This is a genomic window from Streptomyces sp. NPDC018947 (genome assembly GCF_044390505.1).
Taxonomy (GTDB): domain Bacteria; phylum Actinomycetota; class Actinomycetes; order Streptomycetales; family Streptomycetaceae; genus Streptomyces.
The window spans coordinates 32,892-50,110 of the sequence record NZ_JBIRZD010000003.1 but is presented as its reverse complement, the minus strand read 5'-3'; the positions used below and the strand labels follow the sequence as shown (position 1 = coordinate 50,110).

Below are 17,219 nucleotides of genomic sequence, written 5' to 3'. Positions count from 1 at the left end.
CGACCGGGCGGACCCACGCGTGGCCCGCCGTACCCGAAAACGGGCATCAGTCCTGTGCTCCACAGCGGGTGCCCGCCGCGGCCCGCTCACCCGGTGTCGGGCTCGGTGACCTGCCGGGGAGGCTGAGGCGTCCCTGCCCGTGTCCGTATCCGCCACGTCGTCGACGCGCGTTCCGGCGACGGCCTGTGTCCGAGGCGCGACGACCGTGGTGCGCCCGGATCGCCGTACGCGAGCACGGTGAGCGCGCCGGTGGCGTCCCGGAGGCGGACCGCCACAGCCGGTGACGGTGCGGCCGGCGGCGGACGTGGTGCCGAGGCCTCGCTCACCGGCGGTCGCGCCCCGACCGCACAGGGCGAGACGGGCCGCGCCCCCGGCAGGCGCTCGTTTGCGCGAGCGGCGGCGGTGGCACTCGGGCGTCGGCGGGCAGGGCTCTGTGCCGCTGTGGCCATGCTCCGCCTGGGTGCCGGCCGGACCTTTCGGTCGTGCCGCACCACGGCGGCGAGCCGAGCGAAGGGCGCGCGATGGCGACGATCGGTGTGGAAGAGGAATACCTCCTGCTCGACCCCGTCACCGGCGTCCCGGTGCCGCACGCGGACAAGGTGCGCATGGCCGCCGACCTGGCCCGTCTCACGGGCGGGCACGAGGTGCAGAGCGAGCTGCTGCAGGCACAGGTCGAGGTCGCCACGCCCGTGTGCGCCGGCCTGGAGGAGGTCGGGGGTCATCTGCTCCGTCTGCGGCATGCCGTGGCGGCCGGAGCCGAGGCACACGGTTGCCGTCTCGCGGCCGTGGCGACACCGCCGCTGCGCGACGCCCGGCGTGCCGTCGCCGTCACGGACCACGCCCGCTACCGGGCCATGCTCGCGCAGGCCCCCCGGCTCGTCGAGGAACAACTGGTGATGGGCATGCACGTCCATGTGTCCGTGCCGAGCCGCGAGGCGGGCGTGCGGGTGCTCAACCGGCTGCGGCCGTGGCTGCCCACACTGACGGCCATGTCGGCGAACTCCCCCCTGTGGGACGGTCGCGACACCGGCTTCGCGAGCTGGCGCACCGTGATCTTCAGCCGCTGGCCCGTCGCCGGCCTGCCTCCGCTCTTCCGGGACGTCGAGGACTACGAGATGCGCGTACGGCGCCTGCTCGACTGCGGTCTGATCTCGGACACCGGGCAGCTCTACTGGCAGGCCCGGCTGTCGGAGCGTTACCCCACCGTGGAGGTGCGGTGCCCCGACGTACAACTGTGCGCCGACGACGCGGTCATGCTGGCCGGGGTCGTCCGGGGGCTGGTGGAGACGGCCCTGGCCGAGGCCGACGCGGGCACCCCCCCGCCGGACTGCGCGCCGGAGTTCCTCCAGGCCGCCATGTGGCACGCGGCGCGCCACGGCCTGAGCTCGACCCTGGTCGACCCGGCCCGCGCCACCGTGTGCCGCGCCGGCGACATGCTGTGCGGGCTGCTGGGGCACATCGGCGCGGCACTGGAGGCGTCCGGCGACACCCGGGAGGTCACTTCCCTGGTCCATCGGCTCCTGCGGCAGGGCACCTGCGCGGACCGGCAGCGCGCCGTCCTCGCCGCGGCGGGCCCGCGAGCGGTCGTCGACCTGATCGTGGCGGAGAGCACTCCCTGAACGGGGGGACAGCTCGCGGGCGACGAAGGAGCAGTCCCCGAAGCCGTCCCGGCCGTCATGCGGCGCCCGGGGCCGGGTACCCGGGCCGGGCGGCGCGGCACACGTGCCGCCGACGGGAACGGGAGGCAGCAGTGGATGCTTCGGTGGACCGGATCGCTCGGCCGTGGGGCACGCGCACTCCCTACGCCCGCCACGAGTCGTGGCCGGCGCGGGTGGACACGTACCTCGAGGACGGGGTCGAGCCGGACGCGGTGCAGCGGTGGGTGCAGGCCGCGTCCGTCCTCCACTCGGACGGTGACGCCATGGACATCGCCGTGAGGGACGGCCGCATGGTCGGTGTGCGCGGACGGGCGCGGGACCGGGTCAACCGGGGCCGGCTCGGGCCGAAGGACCTGTTCGGCTGGCAGGCGAACGCCTCGTCGGACCGGCTGACCAGGCCGCTGATCCGCCGGGACGGCCGTCTCGTGGAGTGCGACTGGGACACCGCCATGGAACGTGTCGTCGCCCGGTCGCGGGATCTGCTGGACGAGCGCGGCCCGGGCTCGGTCGGCTTCTACACCTCCGGGCAGCTCTTCCTGGAGGAGTACTACACCCTCGCGGTCCTGGCCCGGGCCGGCATCGGCACCGACCATCTCGACGGCAACACCCGTCTGTGCACCTCGACGGCGGCGGAGGCGCTCAAGGAGTCCTTCGGCTGCGACGGGCAGCCCGGCTGCTTCGACGACTTCGACCACGCCGACGTGATCGCGCTCTTCGGGCACAACCTCGCCGAGACGCAGCCCGTGCAGTGGATGCGCGTCCTCGACCGGCTGGCCGGCGGCGACCCGCCCCGCCTGCTGTGTGTCGATCCGCGCCCCACGCCGGTCGCCCGACACGCCGCCGTGCATCTGGCTCCGCGTCTCGGCACCAACGTGGCCCTGCTCAACGCCCTCCTCCACGAGATCGTCCGCACGGACCGGGTGGACCACGACTTCGTCGCGGCGCACACGGTCGGCTTCGAGGAACTGGTGTCCCGGGTGGAACGGTGCACGCCCGAGTGGGCGGCCGGGATCTGTGACGTGCCGGCCGCGCGGATCCGCGAGGCCGCCGAGCTGCTCGGCTCGGCCGACCGGCTCCTGTCCACCGTGCTCCAGGGCGTCTACCAGTCCCACCAGGCGACGGCCGCCGCCGTGCAGGTCAACAACCTGCACCTGGTCCGCGGCATGCTCGGCCGGCCCGGCGCGGGGGTCCTCCAGATGAACGGGCAGCCCACCGCGCAGAACACCCGCGAGTGCGGTGCCGACGGCGATCTGCCGGGCTTCCGCAACTGGCAGAACGAGAGCCACGTCGCCGACCTGGCGCGGGTGTGGAACGTCGAGCCGCGGACCATCCCCCACTACGCGCCGCCCACCCCGGCGATGCAGATGTTCCGCTACGCCGAGCAGGGCTCGATCCGCATGCTGTGGATCAGCGGCACCAACCCGGCCGTCTCGCTTCCCGAGCTGTCCCGCATCCGCTCGGTCCTGGCGCAGGACCGTCTCTTCGTCGTGGTGCAGGACCTGTTCCTCACCGAGACCGCTCACCTGGCCGACGTCGTCCTGCCCGCGGCGGCCTGGGGCGAGAAGACGGGCACGCTGACCAACGCCGACCGCACCGTCCACCTGTCCGAGAAGGCCGTCGAACCCCCCGGCGAGGCGAGGCCGGACCTCGACGTCTTCCTCGACTACGCCGCCCGCATGGATTTCCGGGACAAGGACGGCGGGCCGCTGATCACCTGGCACGACCCCGAGTCCGCGTTCGAGGCGTGGAAACGGTGCAGCGCCGGGCGGCCGTGCGACTACACCGGCCTCACCTACGACCGGTTGCGCGGCACGAGCGGCATCCAGTGGCCGTGCGACGACGAGGCCCCGGACGGCACGAGCCGTCTGTACACCGACGGGATCGACTGGGCCCACCCCGACGTCTGCGAGAGCTACGGCAAGGACCTGGTGACCGGCGCGGAGAGCGAGGCCGTCGAGTACCGCTCCCTCAACCCGGACGGCAAGGCCGTGATCAAGGCCGCCGAGTACCTGCCGCCGCACGAGATGCCCGACGAGGAGCACCCGTTCCAGCTCACCACCGGACGGACCGTCTACCACTTCCACACGCGTACGAAGACGGCCCGCGCCCCCCAGTTGAACGCGGCCGCTCCCGACGTGTGGGTGGAGGCGTCCGCCGCCGACGCGGCCGCGCTCGGAGCGGCGGAGGGAGACCTCGTCGAGGTCGAAACGCCACGCGGCCGTCTCCGGGGGCGGCTGCGGGTGACCGGCATCCGTGAGGGGCTGTTGTTCGTCCCCTTCCACTACGGCTACTGGGACACGGAGGCGGGGCACGCCCCGGACGGGGACACGCCGGGTCGCGCCGCGAACGAGACCACCGTCACGGACTGGGACCCGGTCTCCAAGCAGCCGCTGTTCAAGACGGCGGCGGCCGCGCTCCGCCTCGTCGAACGGGGCGACGGGAAAGCGGCTCCCGCCCCGACCACGGCGGCCTCCGCGCCCTCGCGTCCCGACTCGGTGCCGCCCACCACCGGCGGGCCGGCCGCCGCCGTCACCCATGCCGCGGACCCGGCGTGGGACGACCGCGCGGAGGACGCCCGGTGAACGGCGTCACGGTGACCCTGCGCGCCCTGCACCACGGCGAGAAGCACCTGGCCGGGGAACTCCTCGCCGTGGCCGACCGCCATCGCACCGACCACGAGGTGCACCATGTCGCGACCGACCTCGCCCACTGGTCCCGGGAGCACGTCCGGGAGCTGGCCCGGGCGGGTCACGACCACGGTCTCGACCTCGACGACTCCTCCGGGACGACGCTCTCCGGCCTGCTGTCCGGGCTGCGGCGCACCGCGGCCGAAGCGGTCGGCCGGCGTCCCGAGCCCGGCCTGCTCCTCCTGCGCGACCTGCGCGAGCTGCACCTCGACGCCACGGAGAACTCCCTGCACTGGGAGATGCTGGCCCAGGTCGCCCAGGCCACGAAGAACGAGGCGCTCCTCGACCTGGTCTCCCGGTGCCATCCGCGGACGCTGCGGCAGATGCGCTGGACCAACACCATGATCAAGGTCCTTTCGCCGCAGATCCTCAGCAGCCTGTGAGCGACGCGGTCGCGGGAGGCCGGCCGGGTCAGAGACCGTCGGTGCCGGCCAGGCCCGTCAGGGCGCCCACCGGGTCGAGGTCCGGGGTGCCGCGGGGCCACCAGTCGTCGTGGCCCGGCTCGGACTCGTAGGCGTACCACAGGCCGGTGCGGCCGAGGCGGAGTTGCAGGTGGCCGACGGGGTGGGTGAGGCGGTTGCGGCAGGGGCGGAAGGCGGGGAGGTCGGCGGCGAGCAGCGCGGGGCGGGCACGGTCGAAACGGCCGGCCGGCGGGTCCCAGGGCTCCTCCAGGACGGCGAGGCCCTCGGGGCCGCCCTGACGCCAGGCGGCCACGGCGCGGGCCAGGTCGGGTGTGCCGCGGCCGGCGGCACGGGCCAGGGAGGAGTACAGCGCGCGGCTGCCCGCGGTGAGGCCGGAGCCGGGGCGGGCGGCGGCGAGGCGGACCGCGTCCTGCCACAGGGTGAGCCCGCCGGCCGGGTCGCGGCCCGTGGTGAGCAGCGCGTGGGCGCGGGCGGCGGCGTCGGTGGCCAACTGGTCCAGGGCGAGCGGGTCCGGGCCGCCGGGTGCCGCCGGGTAGGCCGGGGGCTGCTCGGGGTGCGGGGGCGCGGGCAGCGGCGGCGGCAGGGGCGGCAGTGACCGCGCGGCCAGGGCCTCGGTGGCCCGGACGCCGGGAAGGGGCGCCGGGTCCTTGTCCTGGGCGGCGCGGGCCGCGCGGGCGGCGCTGAGCCGGGACAGCGCGTCCAGCAGCTCGCGTTCGCCCCGGCCGCGCAGCAGCAGCAGGACGAACGGGTCGGCGTCCAGGAGACGGGCCGTCTGGTAGCAGAGGGCGGCGGCGTGCTTGCAGGGGTGGCCCGAGTCGGGGCAACTGCACTGCGGTGCGAGGTCGCCGGGGCCGGGGAGCAGGGGGACGCCGCAGTCGGCGAGGGAGTGGGGCAGCTCCTTGTCGAGCAGGGCGGCGATGTGTCCCGGCCGCTCGGCGGCGGCGTCCAGGAACCGGTCCCAGTCGGCGTCGCCGAGCGTGCGCAGCCGCACCTGGACGCGGTACGGCCGCGGGCGGCTGCCCTGCACGTAGGCGAGGACGAGTCCGGGGGTCACGGTGATGGCGTCGACGTGGCCCTGCTCGGCGTACCCGCGGCCCCTGGCCAGGCGCTTGGGGTCCAGCGCGCCTTCCTCCAGCGCGGTCACCCACGCGTTCCCCCACCAGGTCCCGGCGAGCCCGCCCTCCGGTGAGGTCCGGGGCGGGAGGGCGGGGAACGTGCGCCGGAGATCGCCGTCCCGTCCGGGGGCGGCCATGGAGCGGGGGGCGCGAGGGGGCGCCTGCTCCGGGTGGTCCGCGCCCCGCCGGTGCGGGGACGCGGGGGCCCGGTGCTCCGGGTGCGCCGTCGTCGGACGGTCGGGGGGCGGCGGCTCGTGGGACGACGTGAGGGCGGGCCCCGGGACGGGCCGCGGCTCCGGCTCGACCGGGGTACCGGGGCTCTCGGGGCTTCGCGCGGAGGCGCGGTCGTCGACCACCTCCGGGACGGGCGAGGTCTCCTCGGCGGGGTCCGTCTCCGGGGGCAGCCGGAACGCTCCCGCGACGAACTCCCGTACGGCGCGGGCCCGCGCGTCGGCGGTGGGCGAACCTCCCGTGCCGTGCGGTCGGCGGGCCGGGCGGGGCAGCCGCCGTACGGTCGCCGCGGGGGCCGCCTTCGCCTGCCGGCGGGCCGCCCGCAACGCCTCCCGCGCCGCGTCCGCCGGGCGGCTCTCGCCCCGGGCCGCGGAGACGGCCGGCGCCTCCGCCGGTCCGGGCGCCCGCTCCGCCGGAGCGCCGGAGGCGGCCTCGGGGATACGCACCGTCGCCCCGTCGGAAACGGGTGCGGCGGCTCGCGTCACCGCGTCGGGACCAGCCGACGCGGCGGTCGGCGTCGCCCCGTCCGAAACGGGCGGTGCGGCGGTCGGCGTCACCGCGTGGGAATCGGCCGGTACGGCGATCGGCGTCACCCCGTCGGATACGGCCGGTACGGCGGGCCGCGTCGCCCCTGGGGGCCGGGCCGCGGAGGACGGCTCGGCAGAGGGCGGCCCCGCGGACGACGCCGGGTCCGAAGAGAGCCGGTCCGCAGGCGCCGGATCCGAAGACGCCGGGTCCGAAGAGCGGTCCGCGGAGGGCCGGGCCGAAGCGGGCCGGCCTGAAGAGGGTCGGGCAGCAAGGGACTGGGCCGCAGGGGACTGGGCCGCTCCGGCCGGCCCCCACTCGGCCGGACCTCTGTGCGCCGGGCCCCTCTCGGCCGGTTCGCTCCCGGCCGGACCGCTCTCGCCCGGACCGTCTCCGCTCCCGGTGCCGGACGTGTCCTCCGGGTCCGGTCCTGTGTGCGGTACGGCCGCGTCCGGGCCCGTGTGCCGTACGGTCCGCGCGCTGCGCAGTGCCGCCCGGGCGATGTCCCCCGGACGCGGCCCGGTGTGCTCCTCCCGGCCCGGTTCCCGCCCGGGCCGACCGCCGGGGTCCTGCTCCGGCACCGGCTCGCACTCCGCCGTGTCCGCGCCGGAACGGGCGTCGGCACCGGCCGCCGGGTCCGGTGCCGCCTCCGCCCGTTCCCGTGCCGCGCGCAGGGCCCGGCGGGCCTCGTCGGCCGGGCGGGGGGTCATGACGGCCTCCGCAGGGACACCAGGTCGGACAGTTCACGGTCCGTCAGTTCGGTCAGGGCCGACTCGCCGCCGCCGAGGACCGCGTCGGCCAGGGCCCGCTTGGACTCCAGCATCTCGGCGATGCGGTCCTCGACCGTGCCCTCGGTGATGAGGCGGTGGACCTGGACCGGCTGGGTCTGGCCGATGCGGTAGGCGCGGTCGGTGGCCTGCTCCTCGACGGCCGGGTTCCACCAGCGGTCGACGTGCACGACGTGCCCCGCGCGGGTCAGGTTCAGGCCGGTGCCGGCGGCCTTCAGGGACAGGACGAGGACGGGAGTCGCGCCGCTCTGGAAGCGGTCCACCATGCGCTCGCGCTCCGGCACCGGCGTACCGCCGTGCAGGAGGTCGACCGGGACCGCGCGGCCGGCCAGGTGGGAGGTGATGAGACGGGCCATGCCGACGTACTGGGTGAAGACGAGCACCGAGCCGTCCTCCGCGAGCACCGTGTCCAGCAGTTCGTCCAGCAGGGCGAGCTTGCCGGAGCGGGCGGTCAGCCGGTCGGCGGCGCCCGGCGGGGGCTCCTCCTTCAGGAACAGCGCCGGGTGGTCGCAGATCTGCTTCAGCGAGGTCAGGAGCTTGAGCACGAGCCCGCGCCGGGCAATGCCGCCCGCGGCCTCGATGGCGAGCATCGACTCGCGCACCACCGCCTCGTACAGCGCGGCCTGCTCGCGGGTGAGCGGCACCGGGTGGTCCGTCTCGGTCTTCGGCGGCAGTTCCGGGACGATGCCGGGGTCGGACTTCCTGCGCCGCAGCAGGAACGGGCGGACCAGGCGGGCCAGGCGCCGCACCGCCTCCTCGTCCTCGCCGTTCTCGGCGGCCCGCGCGTGCCGGGCGCGGAAGGACTTCAGCGGGCCGAGGAGTCCGGGGGTCGTCCAGTCGAGCAGGGCCCACAGTTCGGAGAGGTTGTTCTCGACCGGCGTGCCGGTGAGCGCCACGCGTGCCGGGGACGGGATCGTGCGCAGCGCCTTCGCGGTCGCCGAGTACGGGTTCTTGACGTGCTGCGCCTCGTCCGCGACGACCATGCCCCAGCGCTGCTCGGCCAGGGTCGCCGCCGCGGACCGCATCGTGCCGTACGTGGTGAGGACGAAGCCGCCGGTGAGGCCGTCCAGGGTGCGGTCGGCCCCGTGGAAGCGGCGGACGGGGACGCCGGGCGCGAACCGGGTGATCTCCCGCTGCCAGTTGCCCAGCAGCGAGGCCGGGCAGACGACCAGGGTCGGTTCGGTGCGGGCCCTCTTGAGGTGGAGGGCGATGACGGTGACCGTCTTGCCGAGGCCCATGTCGTCGGCGAGGCAGCCGCCGAGGCCGAGCGAGGTCATGAGGTCCAGCCAGGCGAGGCCGCGGAGCTGGTAGTCGCGGAGGGTGGCGTGCAGGCCGGGTGGGGGTTCGGCGGGGCGGACGCCCGCCGTCAGCCGGTCGCGCAGGGCGGCGAGGGCACCGGCCGGCACCACCTCGACCGTCTCGCCGTCGGCCTCGGCGGTGCCGCTGAGGGCCACGGCGAGGGCATCGACGGGGTCGAGCAGGCCCAGGTCGCGCTTGCGGGCCCGGCGGACGACGGCCGGGTCGACCAGGACCCACCGGTCGCGCAGCCGGACGACCGGGCGGTGGGCCTCGGCGAGCGTGTCCATCTCGGCCTCGGTGAGCGGGTCGCCGCCGATCGCGAGCTGCCAGCGGAACTGAAGCAGTTCCTCGCTCTCGAAGAAGCCGGTGCCGTCCGTCGCGGAACCGGGCGCGGGCCGCACCACGGCGGTCGCGGTGAGGTCCTGGGCGAGGTCGCGGGGCCAGTGCACGGCGACCCCGGCGGCGGCGAGCCGGCCGGCGGCCACGCCCAGCAGGTCGGTGACCTCGGCCTCGGACAGGCCGAGGACGTCGGGCACGTCCTGGTCGGTGAGCCGGTCGAGCGGCGGCCACACGCGCGCCGCCCGCCGCACCGCGAGGGCGGCGTCCACGCGCGCGCGGGGGCCGAACGCGGCGTCGGCCGCTCCGGACCACAGGTCCGCCGCGTCGGTGACGAGGGTGGGGTCGGCGAGGCTGTGCACCTGGACGACGGCGGCCCCGGCGCGGCGCGCGCCGCCGTTCTCGTCGCCGTCGAACAGGTCGTACGCCGACAGGTCGAGGCGGAGCGAGATGCGCACGCCCGCGTCCATGCCCGCGGCGACCTCCGCGGCCCAGTCGTGGGCGTCGGGCAGGCGCTGTGCCGTGCGGGCGGCGAAGGGGCGGCCCGAGGCGTGGGGCGCGGCCGGGGTGCGGGGCAGGGTGTCGGCGACCGCGTCCAGAAAGGCGCGCATCAGCGCCTGTGGCGCCGGAAGCCTGAGCGGACCGGGGCCGTCCAGCGGGACGGCGTGACCTTCGGGGGGCAGCGCGGCGGCCACCGCGCGCAGGTGCGCGATGTCGTCGGGGTCCAGCGGGCCGGCCCGCCAGGCGTCGTGCCCGGTCGGCGTGAGGCCGGGCAGCAGGCGTCCGCGCGCGGTGAGCCGCAGGGCGTGCAGGGCGGCGGCGCCCCAGCAGGCGGTGGCGGGGTGGGCGGCCGGGTCGTGCCGGGCGCGGACCAGCAGGGGCAGGGCCTCGGTGAGCGGCAGTGTCAGCGCGGGCGTGGTCCTGCGCCGCACCCCGGCGCCGTGCCGGCGTACGACGGTCAGCTCGGTGCGCGCGGGCCCGTCCTCCGTGTCCTCGGGGCGGGGGTCCCCCGTCGCCGGGGTGCCGTCCGTGCCCGCCGGACCCGTCACGGGGCCGCCCTCCGGGTCCCAGAAGGCGATCCGTCCGTGGCGTGGGAGGGGTGCGGGCAGGAAGACGGCGGCGAGCCGGACGGGGACGGAGGGGACGGGCGGCGCCTGTTCCGCCCGCTCACGCGTGCGCTCGGCCGTGGCGAGCGCCCCGGTCGTGTCGCCCATACGTCCTGTCACCTCCCGCCCGTCCGCGGATCCCGTGCCGTCCCGGACCGGATGTCGTCCCGGCCGGATGTCTTCGACTCTACGGGCGGGGTCTGACAATCGGCTCCGGCGGCCTGCGCGGGGGCCGCGGGCGGGACGGGTCAGGGGACCGTGCGCGAGACGACGTAGACCATCGGGCGGTCCGGCTCGGCCAGGTCGACGAGGACGTCCCGGGTGGGGGCCGGGGCCGCCTGCTTGCGGACGAGGCCCCAGAACGGTCCGGGCCCGTCGAAGTTCCAGCCGGTGATGTGCTGGTCGCGGTCGCTGATGGTCTCGTCGCGCTCCAGGTCGTTCCTGGTGGCGCCGATGCCGGCGAGGAAGGCGTCCAGACCGGCGCTCGTGGTCTCGAACTGGACGTAGAGGCGGCTGGTCTTCCAGTTGTTCGTCTCGTAGTAGGCGACCTCTTTGGAGGGCATCGGGACGGGCACCTCGTAGAGGCGGCGCTGGAGCTTGGAGGGCCAGCCCTCGGTGAGGCCGGTCGCCGAGTACTTGGCCTCCTTGACCTTGCCGCTGTCGCGGCTCTGGTTGGCGGAGATCACCAGGTAGCCGGCCGGGACGCCGATGAGCAGGACGATGATGAGCAGGGTCAGCGTCCGGCGGCGGATCATGTGCCGGCGGTCCTCCGCCGGGGGCCCCGGGTCGAGCGGGGGTTCCTGCGGGGTCCTTGCACGCCGGGTCAGGGGCTCCGTCACAGCGACTCCCGGGTCGAGCGGCGGGCCTCGGCGTACCGTTCGTAGCGCTCGTAGCGCTCCACCCGGCGGCGTTTGGCGCGGCGGAACCGGCGGGCGACGAGCCGGGCGAGGTCGGCGGCGCCCACCATGCCGGCCTCGGGGCCGAGCTGGGCGCGGACGATGCGGGCCTCGGGGCGGTAGCCGCGGCCGGTGAGCTGGCGTTTGAAGGCGTCGCGCGCGGGGCCGATGAGCAGGTCGTCGGCCGCGCTGACGCCGCCGCCGATCACGAAGCAGGACGGGTCGAGGGCGGCGGCGAGGTTGGCGATGCCCACGCCGAGCCACTGGCCGATGTCCTGGAGCAGCTCGATGCACATGGCGTCGCCCTCGCGGGCCAGCTCGGTGATCATCGGGCCGGTGATGTCGCCGATGCTGCCCTTGACGTGCTCGATGATCCCGTACGCGACCGGCGAGTCCGCGGCGGCCAGCTCGCGGGCCTCCCTGACCAGGGCGTTCCCGGAGCTGTACTGCTCCCAGCAGCCGCGGTTGCCGCACGGGCAGCGATGGCCGCCGGGGACGACCTGCATGTGCCCGAACTCCCCCGCGACCCCGTACTTGCCGCGCTTGACCTGGCCGTCCTCCAGGATGGCGCCGCCGATGCCGGTGCCGAGGGTGATCATGACGAGGTGGTCCTCGCCGCGTCCGGCACCGAAGCGCCACTCGGCCCAGGCCGCGGTGTTGGCGTCGTTGTCGACCAGGACGGGAACGGCGAGGCGGCCGGCGATGCGGTCGCGCAGCGGTTCGTTGCGCCAGGACAGGTGGGGGGCGAACAGGACGCGGTTGCGGTCGGCGTCGACCCAGCCGGCCGCGCCGATGCCGACGGCGTGCACGTCGTGCCGGTCGGACAGGTCCAGGACCAGTTCGACGATGGTGTCCTCGACGACCTTGGGGCTCTTGGACTTGTCCGGGGTCTCCGTGCGGAGCTTCTCCAGGATGTTGCCGTCGGCGTCGACGACGCCCGCCATGACCTTCGTGCCGCCGATGTCGATGCCGACCGTCGGCACCCGCGGTGCCGTGAGGTGCGAGCGTCGTTCCCTCGTGCCCACGGTGCGCAGGACCGGGGCGCGGCGGGAGCCGATGGGGGCGGTGAAGTCGCGGTAGGTGCTCATCGGGTGCGATTGTGCCGCACGGCCGTGCCGGGTGCCGAATGCGACGGGGGGCGGGCGGAACGGTCGGTCGCCGGGTGCGGGTGCGTCGTGGTTACGCGCGCGGTTCCCCGCGCCCCTGGGTGCGCTGCAGCTCGTGGCGCAGATCGTCCAGCTCGTTGCCCCCGGCCATCTGGCGGGTCAGCTCGTCCAGGGTGATGTCGTCGCGCTCGTGGCTGCCCACCATCGTGCCGCGCTTCAGGAGGACGAAACGGTCGCCCACCAGGTAGGCGTGGTGCGGGTTGTGGGTGATGAGCACAACACCGAGCCCCTGGTCCCGTGCCGCCGCCACGTACTTCAGGACGACGCCGGACTGCTTGACACCCAGCGCCGCCGTCGGCTCGTCGAGCACCAGGACCCTGGCGCCGAAGTAGACCGCGCGGGCGATCGCCACGCACTGGCGTTCGCCGCCGGAGAGGGTGCCGATGGGCTGGTCGACGTCGCGCAGGTCGATGCCCATGCGCAGGAGCTCCGCGTGGGTGGTGCGGCGCATGAAGTCGACGTCCATGCGCTTGAAGGGGCCGGCGCCCTTGCGGGGCTCCGAGCCGAGGAAGAAGTTCCGCCAGACCGGCATCAGCGGCACGACGGCCAGGTCCTGGTAGACGGTGGCGATCCCGCGGTCCAGGGCCTCGCGCGGGGAGGCGAGGCGGGTCTCCTCTCCGTCGAGGGCGAGCGTGCCGCCGTCGTGCTGGTGGAGACCCGCGATGATTTTGATGAGGGTGGACTTGCCGGCGCCGTTGTCGCCCAGGACGCAGGTGATCTCACCGGCGTGGACGGTCAGGGTCACCCCTTCGAGGGCGCGGACGTTGCCGTAGCGCTTGCTGACGCCGGACAGCTCGACGAGCGCCGTGCGGCTTCGGGTCTGCGTCACTTGGTTGCCTCCGCGCGCTTGCGGACCCAGGCGTTGAGCAGGGTCGCGAGGAGCAGCATGGCTCCGAGGAAGAACTTGAACCAGTCGGGATTCCACTCGGCGAACACGATGCCCTTGCTGGTCATGCCGAAGATCAGGGCGCCGACCGCCGAACCGATGGCACTGCCGTAGCCGCCGGTGATCAGACAGCCGCCGATCACGGCCGCGATGATGTAGATCAGCTCGTTGCCGACGCCCTCGCCGGACTGGACGACGTCGTACGAGAAGAGCAGGTGCTGGCCGGAGATCCAGGCACCGAACGCCACCCCCATGTAGAGGCCGATCCTGGTCCTGGTGACCGGGACGCCGACCGCGCGGGCCGCGTCCTTGTTGCCGCCGACCGCGAAGATCCAGTTGCCGGCGCGGGTGCGCAGCAGGATCCAGCTCGCGACGGCGACCAGGGCGAGCCACCACAGGATGGTGATCTTGAAGCCGACGCCGCCGACGGTGATCGTGGAGGCGAAGACGTCGCGGGCGGCGGTGAAGCCCTCCATGTCGGCGATCGTCTTGGTGGAGACGGTGCCGTCGATCAGCTTGGTGAAGCCCAGGTTCATGCCGGTCAGCATCAGGAAGGTGCCCAGCGTGATGATGAAGCTGGGCAGCCCGGTGCGGGTGAGCATGAAACCGTTGAAGGCGCCGATGGCCAGGGTGACCAGCAGGGAGACGCCGACGCCGACCCAGACGTTCGCGGTCATCTGGTAGCTGAACATCGACGACACCAGGGCCGACGACGTCACCATGACGCCCGCGGAGAGGTCGAACTCGCCGCCGATCATCAGCAGCGCCACCGGTACGGCCATGATGCCGATGGTGGAGGCGGCGTAGAGGACCGTGCTGAGGCTGGAGGCCCGCAGGAAGCTGTCCGCGGCGAGGGCGAAGAAGAGGAAGACCGCGATCGCGCCGACGACGGACCCCAGCTCCGGGCGGCCCAGGAGCCGGCGCGGCACGGAGGTCCGCAGAAGCCTTTCGTCGGTGCTCTTCACCTGGGTGGCGCTCATCGGGTGCCCCGCCGGGTGTAGTCGGCCAGCGCCGCGGCGTCGTCCTTGGTGATGATCTGCGGACCGGTGAGCACCGGACGGCCGCCGCCGAGGACGTCGGCGTTGTATTTGTAGAGCCACAGCAGGTCGACCGCCTCGTAGCCCTGGAGGTAGGGCTGCTGGTCCACGGCGAAGCCGAGCGAGCCGTCCTCCAGTCCCGCGGCCACCTTGGCGTTGAGGTCGAACGTGTCGATCTCGGCCTTGCTGCCCGTGCCCCGCTTGGCCTTCACGGCCGTGTCCGCGTAGGGGGCGCCGAGGGTGACGACCGCGTCCACGGACGTGTCGGTCTGGAGCTTGGCCTCGATGGCGGACTGCACGTCCGGCATGCTCGTGCCGCTGACGTAGAGCCGCTGGACCGTGCCGTCGAAGGTCTTCTCCACACCGTCGCAGCGCTGCTCGTGGCCGACGTTGCCCTGTTCGTGCAGCACGCAGATCGCCTGCTTGCGGCCCCGCGCGTTCAGTTCCTCGCCGACGGCCTCGCCGGCGATCGTCTCGTCCTGCCCGATGTGCGTGAGGGCGCCGAACTCCTTGGACTCCTGGGAGCCGGAGTTCACCGTGATCACGGGGATGCCCGCCTTCTCGGCGCGGGCGACGGCGGCCTTCATGGCGTCGGGCTTGGCGAGCGTGACGATGATCCCGTCGACCTTCTTGTCGACGGCCGCGTCCACGAGCTGCGCCTGCTGCTGCGCCTCGTCGTCGTGGGAGTAGAGGAAGTTGATGTTGTCCTTGACCGCGGCCTGTTCGGCGCCGCTCTGGACGATGTCCCAGAAGGTGTCGCCGTCACCCGAGTGAGTGATCATCGCGAAGGTCCAGCGGGGGGTGTCCACCGCCGCCCTGCCCTGGGCCGCCGCTGCCTTGCGGGCGTCCTCGGCGCGCTTGCCGCCCGTGCTGCTGCAGCCGGCCAGGGACACCGACAGTGCCCCTGCCAGCGCGATGCCCACCCATCTCCGAAACCGTGCCACGAGGCCGTGCCCTTCTCGCTGTGCCGTGCTGTGCCGCCGGGATCCGGAAATCCCAAACGCCCCATTGTCCGACACCGGCATCCGTCACCCGGCGCCGGGGACCGGCCGTCGGTCATATTGTCCGGACATGAAGGCCGGCACGCGCGGTGATCGGGCCCCGGCGGGTAGGGGGTCAGGGGCGCACGAGGAGCTGGAACTCGAAGGAGTAGCGGGCCGGCCGGTACAGGTGGGTGCCCAGCTCGACCGCGCGTCCCGTGTCGTCGAACGTGGTGCGCCGCATGGTGAGCAGCGGGGCGCCCTCCGGCTCGCCGAGCCGCTCGGCCTCCGCGGCGCCGGCGGCGCGGGCGCCGATGGACTGGCGGGCGCCGTGCAGGGTGATCCCGGCGGCGCGCATCAGCCGGTAGAGGCCGGTGGCCTCCAGGCGGTCGGTGTCGAGGTCGAGGAGCCCGCACGGCAGGTGGTTGCACAGGTACGCGAGGGGCTCCCCGTGCGCGAGGCGCAGCCGCTCCACGCGGTGCACGTCGTCACCCTCGGCCACGCCGAGCGCGGCGGCGACCTCGGCCGTCGCCGGGACCACGGTGCTGACCAGGACCTTCGTGGCCGGGCGCTGCCCCGCGGCCGCCAGGTCGTCGTAGAGACTGCTCAGCTCCAGCGGGCGCTTGACCTGGCTGTGGACCACCTGCGTGCCCACGCCCCGGCGGCGGACCAGCAGGCCCTTGTCCACGAGCGACTGGATGGCCTGGCGGACGGTGGGCCGGGACAGCCCGAGCCGCCCGGCCAGCTCGATCTCGTTGCCCAGCAGGCTCCCCGGCGTCAGCGCCCCGTTCTCGATCGCGGCCTCGAGCTGCTGCGCCAACTGGTAGTACAGCGGCACCGGGCTGCCGCGGTCCACGCCGAGGTCGAGCGTCACGGTCGGGTCCACTTCTGGTCTGGGCACGGGCAGAGCGTAGCTCCGCACGGTGTTGACGGGAAGTTGTGTAGTTCGATTGTCCGGACATACGGATTGACAGCGCCCGGGCCCGGGCCCACTTTGTTTCCATGCGCATCGGGATCATCGGTACGGGCCGTATCGGCACGGTCCACGCCCACACGCTCAGCCGTCACCGCGACGTCGGGTCCCTGATCCTCACGGACGCCGACCCGGCGCGGGCCCAGGCCCTGGCCCACCGGCTGGGCGAGACGACGGCGCCGGGCGTGGACGAGGTCTTCCGGTGGGGCGTGGACGCCGTGGTGATCACGACGGCGACGGCGGCCCACGCCGAGCTGATCGGCCGCGCGGCGCGCTCGGGGCTGCCGGTGTTCTGCGAGAAGCCCATCGCGCTGGACGTGCCCGGCACCGTGCACGCGATCGCCGAGGTGGAGGCCGCGGGGACGATTCTGCAGATGGGGTTCCAGCGGCGGTTCGACGCGGGCTACCGGGGCGCGCGGGACGCGGTGCGGTCCGGTCGGCTGGGCCGCCTGCACACGGTGCGGGCGGTGACGAGCGACGAGGCGCCGCCGCCCGCCGCGTACCTGGCGCAGTCCGGCGGGCTCTACCGGGACACGCTGATCCACGACTTCGACGTCCTGCGCTGGGTGACCGGCCGGGAGGTCGTCGACGTGTACGCCGCCGGGTCCGACGCCGGGCCGCCGGCGTTCCGCGCGGCCGGGGACGTGGACACGGGCGCGGCGCTGCTGACGCTGGACGACGGCACCCTGGCCACGGTGACCGCGACGCGGCTGAACGGCGCGGGGTACGACGTGCGGATGGAACTGGCCGGGGAGCTGGACCAGATCGTCGTCGGACTGGACGACCGTACGCCCATCGCGTCCACCGAGCCGACCGGGCCGCCGGCCGCGGACAAGCCCTGGACGGGCTTCGTGGAGCGCTTCGGTCCCGCCTACGAAACGGAGCTGGTGACGTTCGTCGAGGTGGTGCGGGGCGAGCGGGCCAACCCGTGCGACGGGCGGGAGGCGCTGCAGGCGCTGCGGATCGCCGAGGCGTGCGAGATCTCCCGGCGGGAGCGCCGGGCGGTGCGGCTCGCGGAGGTGCCGGGGGGCGCGGAGGCGGTGACGGGCTGAGGGGTCCGGCCGGGCTCGGGTGCGGGCGTGGCGGGAGGTGCCTCGCCCCGCGGCCGTTGCGG

12 protein-coding genes are annotated in these 17,219 nt (G+C 74.6%); 4 read left to right on the top strand and 8 right to left on the bottom strand.

Annotated features, from left to right (window positions below; all coding sequences use genetic code 11):
* The first annotated feature begins 521 nt into the window (after positions 1-521).
* The 3 genes from ACH499_RS08310 (at position 522) to ACH499_RS08300 (ending at position 4,728) form a co-directional block, all read left to right on the top strand.
* Entirely contained in the window at positions 522-1,619 is a 1,098-nt protein-coding gene (locus ACH499_RS08310) for a glutamate--cysteine ligase (protein WP_399014730.1), read from the top strand.
* 131 nt (positions 1,620-1,750) lie between these two features.
* Complete coding sequence (locus ACH499_RS08305) at positions 1,751-4,240, top strand: molybdopterin oxidoreductase family protein (RefSeq protein ID WP_399014351.1); 2,490 nt, start codon at positions 1,751-1,753, stop codon at positions 4,238-4,240.
* Positions 4,237-4,728, top strand: coding sequence for a hypothetical protein (locus ACH499_RS08300; protein WP_399014350.1), 492 nt, complete (start codon positions 4,237-4,239; stop codon positions 4,726-4,728). The genes ACH499_RS08305 and ACH499_RS08300 overlap by 4 nt, the downstream gene beginning before the upstream one ends.
* Before the next feature lie 28 nt (positions 4,729-4,756).
* Here the strand turns inward: ACH499_RS08300 and ACH499_RS08295 are convergent, their stop codons facing one another.
* The 8 genes from ACH499_RS08295 to ACH499_RS08260 all read right to left on the bottom strand — a co-directional run bounded on the left by ACH499_RS08295 (position 4,757) and on the right by ACH499_RS08260 (position 16,006).
* On the bottom strand, positions 4,757-6,559 hold the full coding sequence (locus ACH499_RS08295) for an SWIM zinc finger family protein (RefSeq protein ID WP_399014348.1): 1,803 nt from the start codon (positions 6,557-6,559) through the stop codon (positions 4,757-4,759).
* Between the two features lie 785 nt (positions 6,560-7,344).
* The gene (locus ACH499_RS08290; RefSeq protein ID WP_399014347.1) at positions 7,345-10,275 is read right to left on the bottom strand and encodes an SNF2-related protein; all 2,931 of its coding nucleotides are present in this window, start codon (positions 10,273-10,275) and stop codon (positions 7,345-7,347) included.
* A 140-nt stretch (positions 10,276-10,415) separates the two neighbouring features.
* Positions 10,416-11,006 carry a sugar kinase gene (locus ACH499_RS08285; RefSeq protein ID WP_399014346.1) on the bottom strand — a complete coding sequence of 197 codons (591 nt, stop codon included), beginning with the start codon at positions 11,004-11,006 and terminating at the stop codon, positions 10,416-10,418.
* A complete protein-coding gene (locus ACH499_RS08280; RefSeq protein ID WP_356202088.1) occupies positions 11,003-12,151 on the bottom strand; it encodes an ROK family glucokinase in 1,149 nt (382 codons plus the stop codon). Before ACH499_RS08280 ends, ACH499_RS08285 begins: the two co-directional genes overlap by 4 nt.
* Positions 12,152-12,242: 91 nt before the next feature.
* On the bottom strand, positions 12,243-13,058 hold the full coding sequence (locus ACH499_RS08275) for an ATP-binding cassette domain-containing protein (protein ID WP_399014344.1): 816 nt from the start codon (positions 13,056-13,058) through the stop codon (positions 12,243-12,245).
* The gene (locus ACH499_RS08270) at positions 13,055-14,095 is read right to left on the bottom strand and encodes an ABC transporter permease (RefSeq protein WP_399014343.1); all 1,041 of its coding nucleotides are present in this window, start codon (positions 14,093-14,095) and stop codon (positions 13,055-13,057) included. The genes ACH499_RS08275 and ACH499_RS08270 overlap by 4 nt, the downstream gene beginning before the upstream one ends.
* The gene (locus ACH499_RS08265; protein WP_399014342.1) at positions 14,092-15,096 is read right to left on the bottom strand and encodes a sugar ABC transporter substrate-binding protein; all 1,005 of its coding nucleotides are present in this window, start codon (positions 15,094-15,096) and stop codon (positions 14,092-14,094) included. Before ACH499_RS08265 ends, ACH499_RS08270 begins: the two co-directional genes overlap by 4 nt.
* Before the next feature lie 172 nt (positions 15,097-15,268).
* On the bottom strand, positions 15,269-16,006 hold the full coding sequence (locus ACH499_RS08260; RefSeq protein ID WP_356202160.1) for a GntR family transcriptional regulator: 738 nt from the start codon (positions 16,004-16,006) through the stop codon (positions 15,269-15,271).
* A gap of 128 nt (positions 16,007-16,134) precedes the next feature.
* Between ACH499_RS08260 and ACH499_RS08255 the strand changes: the two genes are divergently transcribed.
* The gene (locus ACH499_RS08255; RefSeq protein ID WP_356202096.1) at positions 16,135-17,157 is read left to right on the top strand and encodes a Gfo/Idh/MocA family oxidoreductase; all 1,023 of its coding nucleotides are present in this window, start codon (positions 16,135-16,137) and stop codon (positions 17,155-17,157) included.
* Positions 17,158-17,219: the final 62 nt, after the last annotated feature.